Consider the following 16,082-nt stretch of genomic DNA (forward strand, 5'->3'; position numbering starts at 1 on the left):
CTTCAAACGGGGCGACTGCCGCTCAGGCAGTGCTTAAAACGGTGCCGGGCATTCGAAGCGCAAGCGTTCGCCGGACTGGGGATGGGTGAAGCTGAGCATGCTTGCGTGCAGGCACAGGCGCGGCCATGCGGCGAGGGCTTGTTCGTGGGCGTAGAGACCGTCACCCAACAGCGGATGGCCGATGGAAAGCATGTGCACGCGCAATTGATGCGAACGGCCGGTGATCGGCGTCAGCTCGACGCGGCACCAGTCGCCGCAGCGTTCCAGTACGCGCCAGAAAGTCAGGGCATGCTTGCCGAATTCGTGATCGACGACGTGGCGCGGCTTGGTCGGTGGATCGTAGCGCAGCGGCAAATCGATGCTGCCGCTGTCCAGTTCCGGCTGTCCCCAGGCGAGGGCCGTGTAGGCTTTTTCGGTTTCGCGGTCGTGAAACTGTCGCGACAGTTCGCGATGGGTGTCGGGGTCGCGGGCAAGCAGAATGATGCCGGAGGTTTCCCAGTCCAGACGATGGACGATTCGCGCTTCCGGGTAGCCGTTTTCCTGCAAACGGGTAATCAGGCAATCCTTGTTGTCGTCGGCCCGACCGGGAACGGAGAGCAACAAGGTCGGTTTATCCACCACCAGTACGGCGGCGTCCTGATGAATGATGCGGATGTTGGACAACGGCATTAAAACAGCCTCATAACAAATGCCAACGGCGGCTCAAGACGGCTGACAACCCCCTGTAGGAGCTTCAGCCGTTTGAGCCGCCGTTGTGCCTGCCGGATCGACTCAGCGGTCTGGCAGGGTGATATTGAGTTCCAGAATCGAGCAACTGCCCTGGCTTTCCAGTGCAACGTGTACGTCGTCGTTGCCGATGTTGACGTACTTGCGGATCACGTCCACCAGTTCCTTCTGCAAGGCTGGCAGGTAATCCGGTGTGCTGCGCTGGCCGCGCTCATGCGCCACGATGATCTGTAGACGCTCTTTCGCTACCGAGGCGGTACTTGGCTTTTTGTTGGCACGAAAGAAGTCAAAAAGGTTCATTACCTACCTCCAAACAGGCGCTCGAAGAATCCCTTCTTCTCGACATCGAGGAAACGGTGCGCTTTGTCTTTGCCCAACAGGCGGTCGACAGTATCGCTGTAAGCCTGACCGGCATCGCTCTGGTCGTCGAGAATCACCGGGACGCCCTGGTTGGATGCCTTGAGCACCGCCTGGGATTCCGGGATCACGCCGAGCAGGGTTACCGAGAGGATTTCCTTGACGTCTTCGACACCGAGCATTTCGCCCTTTTCGACACGCTCAGGGTGGTAACGGGTAATCAGCAGGTGTTCCTTGATCGGGTCTTCGCCGCGTTCGGCGCGACGGGACTTGCTGGCCAACAGGCCGAGCATGCGATCGGAGTCACGTACCGAGGACACTTCCGGGTTGGTCACGACGATCGCTTCGTCAGCGAAGTACATGGCCAGGTGGGCGCCTTTCTCGATGCCTGCCGGGGAGTCGCAGACCACGAACTCAAAGTCTTCCTTGAGCTGCATCAGGACTTTTTCCACGCCTTCGACGGTCAGCGCGTCTTTGTCGCGGGTCTGGCTGGCGGCCAGTACGTAGAGGTTTTCCAGGCGCTTGTCTTTGATCAGCGCCTGCTGCAGGTTGGCTTCGCCGTTGACCACGTTGACGAAGTCATACACCACGCGGCGCTCGCAACCCATGATCAGATCAAGGTTACGCAAGCCCACGTCGAAGTCGACGATCACTGTTTTGTGGCCGCGCAGTGCGAGGCCGGTACCGATAGCGGCGCTGGTGGTGGTCTTACCCACACCACCCTTGCCGGATGTAACCACGAGAATCTTGGCCAAGGTGTTTCACCCCTAAGGAAGAAGGACTTTTTAGCCCTTGAAAAACATCTCTTGAAAACTACTGCAGTCGGACAGCCTTGGCTGGAATTCGGCTTTTGGCCTTTTTCCTACTTCGTTTGAGCCGTTTTCGCTACGTTTTAGAGATGCTTGGAAAATGCGGCAGTATCCGTTAAAGCCGAATGATGTTCAACACGTCGCCCGACAGGCTGACCTGTACGCCCGCGCCCCATAGCGGGTCACGGCGCAAGTCTTCGGAAACCTTGTAATGGCCGGCGATGGAGAGTAGTTCAGCGCTCAATTGCTGACAGAAAATCCGTGCCTTGGTATTACCCTTGACGCCGGCCAGCGCCCGACCACGCATCGGGCCGTATACATGGATGTTGCCATCGGCGAGAAGTTCCGCCCCCGGACTGACCGATGAGACCACGACCAGATCGCCACCCTGGGCATATATCTGTTGGCCACCACGTACTGGCGAAGTGATCACGCGGGTCGCTTTGACGGTCGGCTCGGGCGGCTTTTCCTGTTTTTTCGCGACGACCGGGTCAGGCAGATCCAGCGATCGCTCACGGGCGCCGGACGGCGGCAGCACGGGAATATCGATGGCAATGGCAGCGGCAATGTCTTCAATGCGGCTGGCGCGGATCGCCAGGGTACGCAGGCCATGCTGGCGGCACACGCGCATCAGGCCCGGCAGGTCGACCGAGCCTTCGCCCGGCGGCAGTTTGTCCAGCGCCAGAACCAGCGGCGCATTGCTGAAAAAGTTCGGCGCCTGGGCGACTTTGGCGGCCAACTGCCGATCGAGGCTGTCGAGGTCGTTGCGGGCCAATTCCAGCACGGTAATGGCGAGCATGCTGCCCTTCAACTGGAACACGGGATCTTGGTCTAGCGGTTCGGTCTGGCTCATGTCGGCATACAACGGCTTGTCACTAAAAGTGCCGAGACTTATAACGAGAACGCCCGTCAGCCGCAACCCGGGTCGAACGATGTAGAATGCGCGGCCACTGTATTTACGGAAGCTTTAATGGAACGCCCGCGTTTTCGAACAGCATTTCTTTCTCCACGCTTCTGGCCGCTTTGGTGCGGTCTGGGGCTGTTATGGCTGATCGTGCAGCTGCCGTATCCGGCGTTGTTGACCATCGGTCGAGTTTTGGGCGCGCTGATGTATCGCTTCGCCGGCGACCGACGGCGCATCGCCAAGCGCAACCTCGAATTGTGCTTTCCCGAAAAATCACCCGCTGAGCGCAAGCGTCTGCTCAAGGAAAATTTCGCGTCCACTGGCATCGCGTTCTTTGAAATGGCGATGAGCTGGTGGTGGTCGCGTCAGCGCCTGGCGAAACTGGCCCACGTCGAAGGTCTGGAGCACCTGCAAAAGGCCCGTCGCGAAAAAACTGGCGTGATCCTCATGGCGGTGCATTTCACCACCCTGGAAATCGGCGCGGCATTGCTCGGTCAGCAGCACACCATCGACGGCATGTACCGCGAACACAAGAATCCGTTGTTCGACTTCATCCAGCGTCGCGGCCGCGAGCGGCACAATCTGGATTCGCTGGCGGTGGAGCGCGACGATGTGCGCGGCATGCTCAAATTGCTGCGCAGCGGCCGGGCGATCTGGTACGCACCGGATCAGGACTACGGCGCCAAGCAAAGCATCTTCGTGCCGCTGTTCGGCATTCAAGCGGCGACAGTGACGGCCACCAGCAAATTCGCGCGACTGGGCAAGGCGTTGGTGGTGCCGTTCACCCAGGAGCGGCTGGCCGACGGCAGCGGTTACCGGTTGGTGATCCATCCGCCGCTGGAAGGTTTTCCGGGCGAGAGCGAAGAGGCCGACTGCATCCGCATCAATCAGTGGGTCGAAGGCGTGCTGCGCGAATGCCCCGAGCAATATCTATGGGCGCATCGCCGCTTCAAGAGCCGTCCACCGGGCGAGCCGAAGCTGTACGCCAAACGCGGTTGATTCACCTATCCTTCTAAGCACCCTGGAGTGTTGCGATGAGCCGAGCGGAACCGGTCACAGGTTTGATTCTTTCCGGCGGCGGGGCTCGGGCGGCGTATCAGGTGGGGGTGTTGGCGGCGATTGCCGAGTTGCTGCCGCCGGGCGCGGACAATCCGTTTCCGGTGATCGTCGGCACGTCGGCCGGGGCGATCAATGCGGTCAGCCTCGCCAGCGGCGCCACGGATTTTCGCGCCGCCATCGAACGCTTGACGTTGTTCTGGCAGGGCTTTCGCAGCCACCTCGTGTTGCGCAGCGACTGGCCGGGGGTGATTCGTCAGGCCAGCCGTTTTGTCAGCCACAGTCTGTTAGGGCTTGGTGCGCAACTGCCGGTAGCGCTGCTCAACAGTTCACCGCTGCGTGATCTGCTGAATGAAAAACTGCACATGGCCGGTATTGCCGAGTCGATTGCGCGCAAGCAATTGCACGCGGTTGCAGTGACGGCGTTTGGTTACGAGTCGGGGCAAGCCGTCACGTTCTATCAGGGCGGCGGCACCATCGACGCGTGGTTGCGTCATCGGCGGATTGGCATGCCGACGCAATTGACCGTTGAGCACTTGCTCGCCAGTTCAGCGATTCCGCTGTTGTTCGCGCCGGTGAAACTCGGTGAGGAATATTTCGGCGACGGCGCGGTGCGGCAATCGGCACCGATCAGCCCGGCGCTGCACCTTGGTGCGACTCGGGTGCTGGTGGTGGGCGTGAGCGGCAATCCGCGCGGCGTCAATCCGCAGCAGCCGCTGACGCGCGCTTACACCGGTCAACAGCCGACCTTGGCGCAGATCGGTGGACACATGCTCAACAGCACGTTCATCGACAGCCTGGAGGGCGATATCGAGTTGCTCCAGCGTCTGAACCAGTTCAGCCATCTCATGCCGACCGGTACGCCGACCCGTGCGTTGGGCGTGGCACCGGTGGACGTGCTGGTGATTGCACCGAGTCAGCCGATTGATGAAATTGCGGCGCGGCATCGGCATGAATTGCCGGCGGCGCTGCGGTTGTTCCTGCGCGGGCCGGGTGCGACGAAGACGAGCGGGGCGGGGGTGTTGAGTTATCTGCTGTTCGAGGCGGGTTATTGCAGCGAGTTGATCGAGTTGGGGCGACTTGATGCGCTGGCCAAGCGTGAAGAACTGTGCCGGTTCCTCGGGATATCCGAAGCGGTGGTTCCGGCTTGAGATTTGTGGTGCGGCAAATCGCTGGCAAGCCAGCTCCCACAGGTTGCTGGGTGAACACAATAATTGTGTGCGACACAAAACGCTGTCGGAGTTGGCTTGCCAGCGGTGGCGTCCTCGCAGACGCCACTTACACCAGGATCAGAAGTGGAACTTCACCAGGAAGCTGGTCACGTTCTGATTGGTGGTGAAGGCACGGGTGTCGTCGATGCCGTACTTGTCTTTCCAGTAGTCGTACTCAACACCTACGTACAACTGCTTCTCGCCGAAATGCAGCGCCTTACCCAGGTCGTATTTGATCTGCGGGTTGAAGTGCAGGTTGGCGTGGTAGTCGCCATGGGCGTTGGAGTCGTTATCGACGACCCAGTCCATGTAACCGTCGATCAGCACGTTCGAATTACCCAGCGGAAGGGTGTATGACCAGACTGGCGTGATCTGCCAGACGTTGTCACCGGCGCGTGGGCCTTCGGTGTGACGCTGGTAGAAGTTCAGCTGGAAGTAGTCGAAGCCCGGGATCGCCAGGTCGAAACCTGGACCGATCAGGTAGGACTCCGAATCCCCTTCGCCAAACTCGTAGGTCATCGCCAGCAGCACGTCCTTGATCGGGCCGAATTCGATCTTCTGGTCAAGCACTTTGCCCAGCGAGATGCGTGGCTGGAACTCGCCGTAGTAGGTGTTTGGGCCGTTGGTGAAGTCTTTGTCGCCGTTGTAGAAGATCTTGTCGATGAAGAAGAAGTTGTCCCCATACTTCCATCCATCGGCGTGCTCGAAGGTGACGGTCTGCTGGATGGCAGGGTTGACCTTGAAGTCCTTGCCGTAAAGGTACGTCAGGCTGTTGTCCTGCCATTGCAGAAGGCCGTCGGCCATGGCCTGGCCGCCGGCCAGCAAGGATCCTGCGAGCATCAGGCTGGTGCACGTGCGTTTCATTCGGTTGCTCCCAAAAGTAGGTTGTTCCACGTTTATTTTTTTTAATATCGGCGCTCTGGTGTGGCGCCTTTTTCTATTGCAAAAGTCATCCAATCGGTCAGCTTCTATGCTGTTTGCAAAAGCTGAGCCAAGGCTTTGGAGAAACCAAAAAACGCCCGTTCGACTGCTGAAAAACAGTCGAATGAGCGTTTTTTCGGGATGCCTTGATTCTGAACGGTGCCGGGATAAGTTGGCCAGCCGGTCAGGAATTAAATCCGGGCTTTTTTTTAAAGCGGATTTCGACGGCCGCGGAGAATACTGACTCCTCGGCCGGCCCTCAAGTGCCCCGCAACAGAGCACCGACGACAGGTATGGGGCACGGTTGCGGGTCATCTTAGAAGTGCACCTTCACCAGCAGGCTGGCGGTGTTCTGATGGGTATCGAGGGTGTGGCTGTTTTCGATGCCGTATTTGTTTTTCCAGTAGCTGTATTCGGCGCCGACATACAGTTGTTTCTGACGCCATCCGACGGCTTTGCCCAGGTCATATTTGATCTGTGGATTGATGTGCAGATTGGCGTGGTAAGTGCCGCGCGAGTTCTCGTCGTTATCCACCACCCAGTCCAGGTAGCCGTCGATCAGCAGGTCGGAATTGCCCACCGGAATGCTGTAGGACCAAGCCGGCGTGAACTGCCAGACGCCGTCGCCCGGGCGCGGGCCTTCGGTCTGGCGGCGGAAGATATTCAGGGTGACGTAATTGAAGCCTGGCACTTTGAGGTCGAAGCCGGGACCGATCAGGTAGGCCTCGCTTTCGCCTTCGCCATACTCGTAGGTCATGGCCAGCAGCACATCCTTGATCGGGCCGAATTCGATTTTCTGGTCGAAGATCTTGCCGAACGAGAAGCGCGGGGTGAATTCACCGTAGAAGGTGTGCGGACCTTTGTTGCGGTCTTCCTGGCCGTTGTAGAAGATTTTGTCGACGAACAGAAAGTTGTCGCCGTATTTCCACTTGTCGGCGTGTTCGAACGTCACCGTCTGCTGGATCGACGGGTTGATTGCGAAGTTCTTGCCATACAGGTAGCTGAGGCTGTTGGTCTGCCACAGCAGTAAATCGCCGGCCATGGCTTGGCTCGCGACGAGCAGGCCGCCGCTCAACAGCAGGTTTGTCTGTGTCCGAATCATCTGTTGCTCCCTCTTGTTTTTATTGTTTGAGGCGCAAAGCTGTTCTCACTGTGGGAGCGGGCCTGCTCGCGAAAGCGGTGGGTCATTCAATATTGACGGTGACTGACACGGCCTCTTCGCGAGCAAGCCCGCTCCCACAGGGGGATGGGTTTTCAGTTAGTGCTGGTGCGCCTGGCAGTCGTTGATGGCCGCGCGTTCTGCGCCGCCGAGAATGTTGAACAGCAGGTTCAGCAGCAATGCGCTGAGGGTCGCCATGGCGATGCCGCTGTGGGTAATCGGGCTCATCCACAACGGCAAGTGCGCGAAAAACTCCGGACGCACCACGGGAATCAGGCCCATGCCGATGCTCACCGCCACCAGCAATTGATTGCGACGGTCGCCGATGTCGGCTTCCTGCAGGATCTTGATGCCGGTCGCGGCAACCATGCCGAACATCGCAATGGCTGCACCACCGAGAACCGCTGGCGGAATCGACGCCACCAGGAACGCCGCTTTCGGCAGCAGGCTCAACACGATCAGCAGGCCGCCGGCAACGATGGTCACTGACCGGCAACGCACGCCCGTCATCTGCACCAGACCGATGTTCTGCGCGAAGGAGGAATGGGTGAAGGTGTTGAAGAACCCGGCAAAAAACGACGCGCCGGCATCGCATAGCAAGCCGCGACGCAGCATGCGCGGGCAGACTTCCTGACCGGTGATTTTGCCCAGAGCGATGAACATGCCGGTGGACTCGACAAAAATGATCACCACCACCAGGCACATCGACAGGATCGGCGCGAGTTCGAACTTCGGCATGCCGAAATGCAGCGGGGTGACAAATTGCAGCCAGGGCGCGCTGGCCATGCCGCTCAGATCGACCATGCCAAGCAGGCCGCACAGCACGTAGCCCAGGCACATGCCGATCAGCACGGAAATATTCACCCAGAACCCGCGCATGAAGCGGTGGATGAGCAGGATGGTGGCCAACACCAGTGCGGCGATGGCTAGATAGACAGGTGAACCAAACTGGGCGGCATCAGCGCCTCCACCGGCCCAGTTCACGGCCACGGGGAACAGCGATAAACCGATCGAGGTGATGACCGTGCCGGTCACCAGCGGCGGGAAGAAACGCACAACCTTGGACATGAACGGCGCGATGATCATGCCGAAGAAACCGGCGGCGATGGTCGCGCCGAAGATCCCTTGCAGACCGATGCCCGGCATCCCGGCCATGGCGACCATGCTGCCGACAGCGGCAAAACTGGCGCCCATCATCACCGGCATGCGAATGCCCATCGGGCCGATGCCCATGGACTGCACGATCGTGGCGATGCCGGCGACCAGCAGGTCGGCGTTGATCAAAAAGGCGATTTCTTCACGACTCAGGCCAGCGGCCTGTCCGATGATCAACGGCACCGCAATGGCGCCACCGTACATCAGCAGAACATGTTGCAAACCGACCAGAATCAGTTGCAAAAGGGGCAAACGCTGAATGGCGGGTGCGTCGGGGATGCGCGCTTTGGAGAGCTCGGACATGCAACACCTCGGATCTTTTTTATTCTTGTGATTAACAGCTGCCGGGTTGCTGGCAGCTGTTTCTTTGCATCAGGTAAACCGCGTCGCGGCCAATCGCTGGCAAGCCAGCTCCCACACAGGCAGTGCAAAACCCTGTGGGAGCTGGCTTGCCAGCGATGTTTTTAACGATTAATTGGTCTGGGCTCCCTGCACAATCCAGGCACCGATCAGGTCACGTTCCTGCTGGGTCATCTGTGTGATGTTGCCCAGTGGCATGATCTGCGAAGTGACCGCTTGTGCCTGAATCCGCGCCGCGTTCTGGCGGATCTGCTCAGGGGTGTCGAACATCACACCGCCCGGTGCAGCGCTGAACAACGGACTGGTCGGTTTGGCCGAATGGCAGACCGCGCAGCGTTCCTGAATGACCGAGTGCACTTTGTCGAAACCGGGGCCGGCGTTGGACGCCTGGGCCGGCGCCTCGGCAGGTGCGGCAGGTTGTGCGGCTTCAGCGGGTTTCTTGTCGCCACCCAGTGCCGTTTCCGGCAGTGGCTGGTACTCGATTTTTGCTGGCGCCTTGGCCACTTCAGGTGCCATCGACATCGGCGTCGGGCCGGTCACGTAAGCCAGGCTGATCATCCCGACCGCTGCAACAGGCAGTGTCCAGGCGAACTTGTGGCTGTCATGACGGGTGTTGAAGTAGTGACGCACCAACACCGCCAGCACCGCGATCCCGGCCAGGATCAGCCAGTTGTATTGGCTGCCGTAAGTGCTCGGGAAGTGGTTACTGATCATGATGAACAGCACCGGCAAGGTGAAGTAGTTGTTGTGACGCGAACGCAGCAGGCCTTTGGCCGGCAGGGCCGGATCGGGCGTGCGGTTCTCGGCAATCGCCGCAACCAGTGCACGTTGCGCCGGCATGATGATGCGGAACACGTTACCGACCATGATGGTGCCGATGACTGCACCGACGTGCAGGTAAGCACCACGGCCGCTGAACACTTTGCTGAAGCCATACGCCGCGGCAATGATCAGCACGAACAGGATGCCGCCGAGCAGGGCAGGGCGTTTGCCCAGCGCCGAGTCGCACAGGAAGGAATAGATGAACCAGCCGATGAACAGCGAGCCGATACCGATGGCCACGCCTTCAGGACCGCTCAACGAGCTGCCCGGCGCCAGCAGATACAGCGTCGGATTGGAGTAGAACACCACGCACAGCAGCGCAACGCCCGACATCCAGGTGAAGTAGGCTTCCCACTTGAACCAGTGCAGGTTGTCCGGCATCGATGGCGGGGCCAGTTTGTATTTTTCCAGATGGTAAATACCGCCGCCGTGGATCGCCCACAGGTCACCGGCCAGGCCGGTTTTCGGGTTGATGCGGTTGAGGTTGTTCTCCAGCCAGACGAAATAGAACGACGCGCCGATCCAGGCCACGCCAGTAATCATGTGAACCCAGCGCACGCTCAGGTTCAGCCATTCCAACAGATGTGCTTCCACAGTCTTTACCTCTCGCCTGTCACTCTGTGATCGAGTGATCAGACCTTCTCTTATTGGTGGGGGGCGAGGATCAGACGCTCATCCTCTTTGAAAAAATGCTCATCGCAGTTATTGCCTGTGCCACTGCGATCAACCACCAGGAAGTCATCCCGCTTTTCGATCGTCAGCACCGGATGGTGCCAAACGCCGCGATGGTAATTAATGCCCTGCCTGCCGTTGGTGACGAAGGCGCGGACCAAGCCTGATACAGGTTCATCGCCAACCGGCGCGACCACGATCAGAAAGGGGTTGCCGAGCAGCGGAATGAAGGCCTGGCTGCCCAGCGGATGGCGTTCCAGCATGCTGACGGTCAGCGGCATGTCCTGCGCGTCGGCGCGGAAAATGCTGATGATCGCGTTGTCCTCAGGCTGGGCGGTTTCGACCGTCGCCAGTTTGTGGAAGCGCATGGTCGAACCGTTGTTGATCATGAAGTGATCGCTGCCGTCGGTTTCGATGACATCACCGAAAGGGGCGAAGGCTTCTTTTGTCAGCGGTTCAATCGTCAATGTGCGCATGCTGTTCTTCTTATCCGAATTCTGTGTTGTTAGAACTATCGCCATCGCGGGCAAGCCCGCTCCCACAGTGGACTGTGGCGTTCACAAAACCTGTGGGAGCTGGCTTGCCAGCGATTGGGTTCAACCTTATTTAGCGACCTTGCCCAAAACGCGCAGGCGGCTTACACCACCATCCGGGAACACGTTCAGACGGATATGAGTGATCGGGCCGAGTGCCTTGATCTGCTCGACGAAGGTGTGTTCGGCGTGCATTTCCAGTTTCTGGCTTGGCAGCAGTTCGCGCCAGAACAGCGACTGGGTTTCGATCTGGCTGTCGGTGCCGCCCTTGACGAACGCGCCCTGGATCGAGCAAGTGTCCGGGTAGTTACCCTTGAAGTGCAGGGTGTCGACGACGATTTTTTCGATCTCGCCCGGGTGGCCCAGCGCGACGATGACCCAGTCATTGCCCGGGGTACGGCGACGTGCGGTTTCCCAGCCGTCGCCCATGTTGATGCCACGGCCCGGGTTGAGGATGTTGCTCATGCGACCGAAGTGTTCGTCGGAGCAGGCGAGGGCGCGGCCACCGTTCAGGGCTGCTGCCAGGTCGACTTGCTCGTTGTCGCCGACAGCCGACCAGTCGCGATGCGGAACGCCGTATACGCGCAGACGGGCAACACCGCCGTCCGGGTAGATGTTGAAACGCAGGTGACTGAACGCTTTGTCGTTGCTGATTTCGTGGTAGTGATGGCTGTTGCCCTGCAACTCGACGGCCGACAGCACTTCAGTCCACTGGGTGTTGTCGTCCGGCTCGCCCGACGCCAGGAAGCACGCTTCCAGAGAGGCGGATGGCGGGAAGTTGCCGGTGAAGAATGAAGTGTCGATGTCCACGCCTTTGATCGAACCCGGTACGCCCAGACGGATGACCGCGCTGTCGTAGCCTTCGAAGCGTTTGCGGCGGGACTCCCAGCCGTCCATCCACTTGCCGTTGTCATCGAACACGCCCTCCTTCCATACAGCCGGAGTCGGTTGGAACAGACGGTTGGCGTCTGCGAACCAGTCATCGGTGACCGAGATGATTTTGGTGCCCAGACGGGCATCGGCCAGGTTGACGAATTTTTCGAAAGGTACGGCGTAAGCTTTCATTCTTCTTGTCTGCCTTTAAATAAGTGGCTGGGGATGCTTGCCAGGCCCTGGGCGCTCTCCGCGTCTGATGCGCTCGGGCGAGGTTTGCTAAAGGGTCAGTAAACGGAACAGGGCAATCTTGTTGATCTCCGCCAGCGCGCACTTGAACTCGGTTTCTTGCGAATTGTTGATGCGCGTTTCGAACGCCGCGAGGATCTGATGCCGGTTGCTGCCTTTTACCGCCATGATGAAGGGAAACTTGAACTTGGCCTTGTAGGCGTCGTTCAGCTCGGTGAAGCGCTGGAACTCTTCGGCCGTGCATTGGTGAATACCGGCGCCAGCCTGTTCATTGGTGCTGGCTTCGGTCAGTTGGCCCTGGACGGCAGCTTTGCCGGCCAGGTCCGGGTGAGCGTTGATCAGTGCCAGTTGGCTGGCGTGATCGGCGCTCAACAGGATGTCGCTCATGCGCTGGTGCAGGGTTTCGATCTCGTCGATCGAAGCGTCTGCGCCCAGGTCGTAGGCCTTCTCGGCCACCCATGGCGAATGCTCGTAAATATCGGCGAAGGCTTTGACGAAGGCGTCGCGGCTCAGGGTCGACGGTTTCAGCGTTTGAAAGGTGCTCATTTGGCGGCCTCTGGGTACGGGTGGGTTTCTTGCCAGTGGCGCGCGATGTCGACGCGACGGCTGAACCACACCTGTTCATGACTTTTGGCGTATTCGATGAAGCGCTTGAGCGAAGCGATGCGACCCGGGCGGCCGATCAGGCGGCAGTGCAGACCAATCGACAGCATCTTCGGCGCTTCGGCACCTTCGGCGTAGAGCACGTCGAAGGCGTCTTTGAGGTATTCGAAGAAATCGTCACCCTTGTTGAAACCCTGCACCTGAGTGAAGCGCATGTCGTTGGTGTCCAGGGTGTACGGGATCACCAGGTGCGGCTTGCCGGTCGGGTTGTTCGGTTCCCAGTAGGGCAGGTCGTCGTCGTAGGTGTCGCAGTCATAGAGAAAACCGCCTTCTTCCATCACCAGTTTACGGGTGAACGGGCCGGTGCGGCCGGTGTACCAGCCCAGCGGACGTTCGCCGGTGATTTCGGTGAGGATACGGATCGCTTCGAGCATGTGCTCGCGTTCCTGGGCTTCATCCATGTACTGGTAGTCGATCCAGCGGTAACCGTGGCTGCAGATCTCGTGACCGGCGGCGACCATTTCACGGATCACGTCCGGATGACGCTGGGCGGCCATGGCCACGGCGAAGATCGTCAGCGGAATGTCGAATTCCTTGAACAGTTTCAGAATCCGCCACACGCCGGCACGGCTGCCATACTCGTAAAGGGATTCCATGCTCATGTTGCGCGCGCCTTGCAGAGGCTGGGCCGCGACCATCTCCGAAAGGAAGGCTTCCGATTCCTTGTCGCCGTGCAGAATGTTGCGCTCGCCGCCTTCTTCGTAATTGAGTACGAACGACAGGGCGATCCGCGCATTGCCCGGCCAGTGTGGGTGAGGAGGGTTACTGCCGTAACCGATCAGGTCGCGTGGGTAGTCAGCACTCACTGCAGTCTTCCTTCTTATTCATGACGACGTGTTCAAGGTCAGGTGTAGGTGACGTCTGGCGTCACAGTGATGGGCTGATTGTATACAACTTTATAATCAATTTGTAAGCCTGAATTTTTGCATTTTTCACCGGCTGTCATCTTTTCCGTTCACTGGCGTGAGCCTGCAAGAAACCTGCCTGACCAGTCAGCTAATGGTTCAAGGGTGCAATCGGTGCAAGGTTTGGAGGTAGATCGCGGCGAAATCCCCGAATGGCGGGGGTGACGTTAAAAATGTCGTTTTTATTGTGTACAATTTTTTTGAAAAGTGTCTTAATCAGTCGCTCGCCGCAGCGTTTCGTGCTCCGAATCGGTGCGGTCTCCTTTTCAACTGACTTCGGGAGGCGCGAAGTCTGACTGCTCCACGCAGGCAGGCGCGCAGAATCAATGGGACGTTTGACTACACACGTTTTGGACGCTGCACACGGTTGCCCGGGCAGTTCGATCAAGGTCGAGCTGTACCGCGTTGAAGGTTCGCACCTGGAATTGGTCGCCAGTGCGACAACCAACAGCGATGGCCGGGTCGATACGCCGCTGCTGCAAGGCGATGACTACCGTACCGGGGTTTATCAGGTTCAGTTTCACGCGGGCGATTACTACCGCGCCCGTGGCGTTCAGTTGCCGGAGCCGGCGTTTCTGGATGTGGTGGTGCTGCGGTTCGGCATTTCTGCAGAGCAGGATCACTACCACGTGCCATTGCTGATTTCGCCTTACAGCTATTCCACGTATCGGGGCAGCTGATCCCCCAAGCAGCTGCCTCACCCTGGAAGCGACTGCGCATATAGCTTCTTTGGTCTTTCGCCCGCTCACACTGCGGGCTTTTTTTCGTCTGTCGACCGCGAAGCATCAAGGCCCAAACCGATACGATCCGGGCCCTGAAACAATCAGCGTTCGCGGATAATGAACAGGCTGTACCGGTCAGGCGAGAGCTGTTGAACCCCGCCGACCAGGAAAATGACTTGATTGTTACGCAGGTGCGCGTTCAATCGAACCCGGTCTGCCTCATTCAGCCTCATCTGAAACACGGAACTGCTGATTTCCGTACCGGGAAGGGTGTAGCGCGCGATGGTGTTCCCGGCGACATGAGGAAACTTCAACACGAATACCGCGTCGATGCCGTCACGATGAAACAGCAGGGCGTCTTCGCTGAGTCTGCGAGTCGAGGCATTGACGTTGTATCCCATGTCCTCAAGCAAGGTATGAAACAGTGCGCGCAATTGAGCCTTGTCGGGTGCAGCCTCATAGGCCGTCCACTGCCGGGGAAATTTTTGCGGATCTAAATCCACATGTTGAAATGCAACGTCGGAAGGCAAGGGCAGTTCGAGCACGCCGCCGAGTATGTCGCTTTCGAAGCGGTTGCTGCGAACGGGCAACATCATCAAGGGATCGGCCAAATCCCGACGCGGAGTAGGGGCGTCTGGCGCACGGCTCCAGAATCGCATCGTCTGGGTCAGCAGGGAGATCCCCGGACCGTCGATGACCCCGGCGTGAGCGGCTTTGTTAAATGCCGTGCGGGCGGTCGCCTCGACCGAGAGATCTGAAAGGTATTTGAATTGACCGGCCGTGTACTGAGTCAGGGAACGTTCGAAAGGCAGGCGCGCCTCGAAAACCTCCCATTGCCCCTCCACTTTTCGCGCCCACCGGGGTTGCAGCGATGGCTCATCGCGCAACATCTGATCGAACGCGTCGTATCGCGCGGGCGAAAAGCCTGGGTGCTCCAGATAGACGATATCGACCTGGCTACCTTGCGGCACGATCCGGTAGTGCAGCTGATTGATTTCAACCGATTCGCCCGATTCCGGCCGGGTGTTCTTTCCCCAGTTGCGCCATAGATTCTGGGAAAGGTCCAGCGGATCCGGGGTTCGCGATTCAGGTGTTGGCGTGGCCCGACGGGTTTCGCTCGAATCACCGGTCTGTCGATCGAGCCGTGGGCGCTTACTGGGGCCGGCCTCTTCCTGTTGGGGCTGCTCGCGACGTTGCCAGAATTTGGTGTTGGGTACTGGCTCGAATATCGGTCCGGAAGCGACCAGTTCGCTGGCCGACTTTTGCTGATATGTGCCATCCGGACGACGCTGAACCATGACCGTCCCCTGCGCCGTATCTATATAAATTCGTTTGTGCTTGTCATAGCGCAAGCCTTCCACGGAATCGTGCGCCTGGGTAAGCCTGGAGGCCAGGTTGTCCGGAATGAAGGCGATGGCCGTTGCACTGCTTGGTCCGGCAATCGGGGCCGGGGGCGAAGGTGTCCCTTCCTGTAAATACCAGGCGGGCCGCTCTACGCGCCACAGTGGCTGGCCATCGACTCTGGTCAAAAAAGGGCCCTCTACGTTTGGCGCGAACGGCAACGGAACCTGCACACCGTCGGGCTTGATTTCGACCCAGTAATAGCCTTCCCCGGAGACGTGTGCATAGGTCTTGTCGTCCGGGCCGAGAAACAGTGCCGTGTCGTTGCCGAGAGGGCGCAGCTGATCGATTTGATTGGCGGGCAACGAGATCGACTCCAGATAGGAGGCGTGCAACCTGGCGCGAGCATCAGGGAGTTCTGTGACCGTTACGCCTGACGTATCGACAGCGCGAGGCGTGCTGGAGCCGGGAGCGTCCGGGTTTGCGTCCGTGCGTTGAGTGACATGTCCGGTATGGATGCGCTCGCTGGTCGCCGAGGTGTTTTCCGGTAGGTTTCGAGGCGGCGCGGGAGGGGTGTCCGGGGCAGAAGTGCCGGGCAGTTTTCTAGGAGGTTTGGCCATTTAGGGCTCCGATGACGAACAGGA

At 59.1% G+C, this 16,082-nt stretch carries 16 protein-coding genes; 3 read left to right on the forward strand and 13 right to left on the reverse strand.

Going from position 1 to position 16,082, the window contains the following annotated elements; all coding sequences use genetic code 11:
- Positions 1-33: 33 nt before the first annotated feature.
- From GIW69_RS19235 to minC, 4 genes are all read right to left on the reverse strand, one after another.
- Positions 34-669, reverse strand: coding sequence for an RluA family pseudouridine synthase (locus GIW69_RS19235; protein ID WP_236484363.1), 636 nt, complete (start codon positions 667-669; stop codon positions 34-36).
- 102 nt (positions 670-771) lie between these two features.
- Positions 772-1,026 (reverse strand): cell division topological specificity factor MinE, encoded by a 255-nt coding sequence (gene minE, locus GIW69_RS19240; protein WP_003223146.1) that lies wholly within the window; start codon positions 1,024-1,026, stop codon positions 772-774.
- Entirely contained in the window at positions 1,026-1,838 is an 813-nt protein-coding gene (gene minD / locus GIW69_RS19245) for a septum site-determining protein MinD (protein WP_236484364.1), read from the reverse strand. Before minD ends, minE begins: the two co-directional genes overlap by 1 nt.
- A gap of 169 nt (positions 1,839-2,007) precedes the next feature.
- Positions 2,008-2,745, reverse strand: coding sequence for a septum site-determining protein MinC (gene minC / locus GIW69_RS19250; RefSeq protein ID WP_236484365.1), 738 nt, complete (start codon positions 2,743-2,745; stop codon positions 2,008-2,010).
- 117 nt (positions 2,746-2,862) lie between these two features.
- Here minC and GIW69_RS19255 point away from each other — a divergent pair, with 117 nt between their 5' ends.
- On the forward strand, positions 2,863-3,795 hold the full coding sequence (locus tag GIW69_RS19255) for a lipid A biosynthesis lauroyl acyltransferase (protein ID WP_236484366.1): 933 nt from the start codon (positions 2,863-2,865) through the stop codon (positions 3,793-3,795).
- A gap of 35 nt (positions 3,796-3,830) precedes the next feature.
- Positions 3,831-5,003 (forward strand): patatin-like phospholipase family protein, encoded by a 1,173-nt coding sequence (locus GIW69_RS19260; RefSeq protein WP_236484367.1) that lies wholly within the window; start codon positions 3,831-3,833, stop codon positions 5,001-5,003.
- A gap of 138 nt (positions 5,004-5,141) precedes the next feature.
- Here GIW69_RS19260 and GIW69_RS19265 read toward each other — a convergent pair whose 3' ends face one another.
- The 8 genes from GIW69_RS19265 to puuE form a co-directional block, all read right to left on the reverse strand.
- A complete protein-coding gene (locus GIW69_RS19265; RefSeq protein ID WP_236484368.1) occupies positions 5,142-5,927 on the reverse strand; it encodes an outer membrane protein OmpK in 786 nt (261 codons plus the stop codon).
- A 373-nt stretch (positions 5,928-6,300) separates the two neighbouring features.
- Positions 6,301-7,086: an outer membrane protein OmpK gene (locus GIW69_RS19270; RefSeq protein WP_236484369.1), complete on the reverse strand. Its 786-nt coding sequence runs from the start codon at positions 7,084-7,086 to the stop codon at positions 6,301-6,303.
- A 156-nt stretch (positions 7,087-7,242) separates the two neighbouring features.
- Positions 7,243-8,601, reverse strand: a complete 1,359-nt coding sequence (locus tag GIW69_RS19275; protein ID WP_236484370.1) for a nucleobase:cation symporter-2 family protein — start codon at positions 8,599-8,601, stop codon at positions 7,243-7,245.
- 168 nt (positions 8,602-8,769) lie between these two features.
- Entirely contained in the window at positions 8,770-10,074 is a 1,305-nt protein-coding gene (locus GIW69_RS19280) for a urate hydroxylase PuuD (protein ID WP_236484371.1), read from the reverse strand.
- 50 nt (positions 10,075-10,124) lie between these two features.
- Complete coding sequence (locus GIW69_RS19285) at positions 10,125-10,628, reverse strand: ureidoglycolate lyase (RefSeq protein WP_236484414.1); 504 nt, start codon at positions 10,626-10,628, stop codon at positions 10,125-10,127.
- A 126-nt stretch (positions 10,629-10,754) separates the two neighbouring features.
- A complete protein-coding gene (gene alc / locus GIW69_RS19290; protein ID WP_236484372.1) occupies positions 10,755-11,750 on the reverse strand; it encodes an allantoicase in 996 nt (331 codons plus the stop codon).
- Between the two features lie 87 nt (positions 11,751-11,837).
- Complete coding sequence (uraD, locus tag GIW69_RS19295; protein ID WP_236484373.1) at positions 11,838-12,353, reverse strand: 2-oxo-4-hydroxy-4-carboxy-5-ureidoimidazoline decarboxylase; 516 nt, start codon at positions 12,351-12,353, stop codon at positions 11,838-11,840.
- Complete coding sequence (gene puuE / locus GIW69_RS19300) at positions 12,350-13,276, reverse strand: allantoinase PuuE (protein WP_236484374.1); 927 nt, start codon at positions 13,274-13,276, stop codon at positions 12,350-12,352. The genes uraD and puuE overlap by 4 nt, the downstream gene beginning before the upstream one ends.
- A gap of 425 nt (positions 13,277-13,701) precedes the next feature.
- Between puuE and uraH the strand changes: the two genes are divergently transcribed.
- On the forward strand, positions 13,702-14,055 hold the full coding sequence (uraH, locus tag GIW69_RS19305) for a hydroxyisourate hydrolase (RefSeq protein ID WP_236484375.1): 354 nt from the start codon (positions 13,702-13,704) through the stop codon (positions 14,053-14,055).
- 143 nt (positions 14,056-14,198) lie between these two features.
- Here uraH and GIW69_RS19310 read toward each other — a convergent pair whose 3' ends face one another.
- Positions 14,199-16,058: a hypothetical protein gene (locus GIW69_RS19310; RefSeq protein WP_236484376.1), complete on the reverse strand. Its 1,860-nt coding sequence runs from the start codon at positions 16,056-16,058 to the stop codon at positions 14,199-14,201.
- Positions 16,059-16,082 lie beyond the last annotated feature (24 nt).

The organism is Pseudomonas syringae (assembly GCF_021605415.1).
In the GTDB taxonomy this organism is placed as follows: domain Bacteria; phylum Pseudomonadota; class Gammaproteobacteria; order Pseudomonadales; family Pseudomonadaceae; genus Aquipseudomonas; species Aquipseudomonas syringae_S.

Excerpts from the sequence above, each read along its gene's own strand:
- GIW69_RS19235 (WP_236484363.1), bottom strand. The coding sequence starts at position 669 with ATGCCGTTGTCCAACATCCGCATCATTCATCAGGACGCCGCCGTACTG.
- GIW69_RS19260 (WP_236484367.1), top strand. The coding sequence starts at position 3,831 with ATGAGCCGAGCGGAACCGGTCACAGGTTTGATTCTTTCCGGCGGCGGG.
- GIW69_RS19310 (WP_236484376.1), bottom strand. The coding sequence starts at position 16,058 with ATGGCCAAACCTCCTAGAAAACTGCCCGGCACTTCTGCCCCGGACACC.
- GIW69_RS19270 (WP_236484369.1), bottom strand. The coding sequence starts at position 7,086 with ATGATTCGGACACAGACAAACCTGCTGTTGAGCGGCGGCCTGCTCGTC.
- GIW69_RS19285 (WP_236484414.1), bottom strand. The coding sequence starts at position 10,628 with ATGCGCACATTGACGATTGAACCGCTGACAAAAGAAGCCTTCGCCCCT.
- GIW69_RS19265 (WP_236484368.1), bottom strand. The coding sequence starts at position 5,927 with ATGAAACGCACGTGCACCAGCCTGATGCTCGCAGGATCCTTGCTGGCC.
- minE (WP_003223146.1), bottom strand. The coding sequence starts at position 1,026 with ATGAACCTTTTTGACTTCTTTCGTGCCAACAAAAAGCCAAGTACCGCC.
- uraH (WP_236484375.1), top strand. The coding sequence starts at position 13,702 with ATGGGACGTTTGACTACACACGTTTTGGACGCTGCACACGGTTGCCCG.
- uraD (WP_236484373.1), bottom strand. The coding sequence starts at position 12,353 with ATGAGCACCTTTCAAACGCTGAAACCGTCGACCCTGAGCCGCGACGCC.
- minC (WP_236484365.1), bottom strand. The coding sequence starts at position 2,745 with ATGAGCCAGACCGAACCGCTAGACCAAGATCCCGTGTTCCAGTTGAAG.
- alc (WP_236484372.1), bottom strand. The coding sequence starts at position 11,750 with ATGAAAGCTTACGCCGTACCTTTCGAAAAATTCGTCAACCTGGCCGAT.
- GIW69_RS19275 (WP_236484370.1), bottom strand. The coding sequence starts at position 8,601 with ATGTCCGAGCTCTCCAAAGCGCGCATCCCCGACGCACCCGCCATTCAG.
- GIW69_RS19255 (WP_236484366.1), top strand. The coding sequence starts at position 2,863 with ATGGAACGCCCGCGTTTTCGAACAGCATTTCTTTCTCCACGCTTCTGG.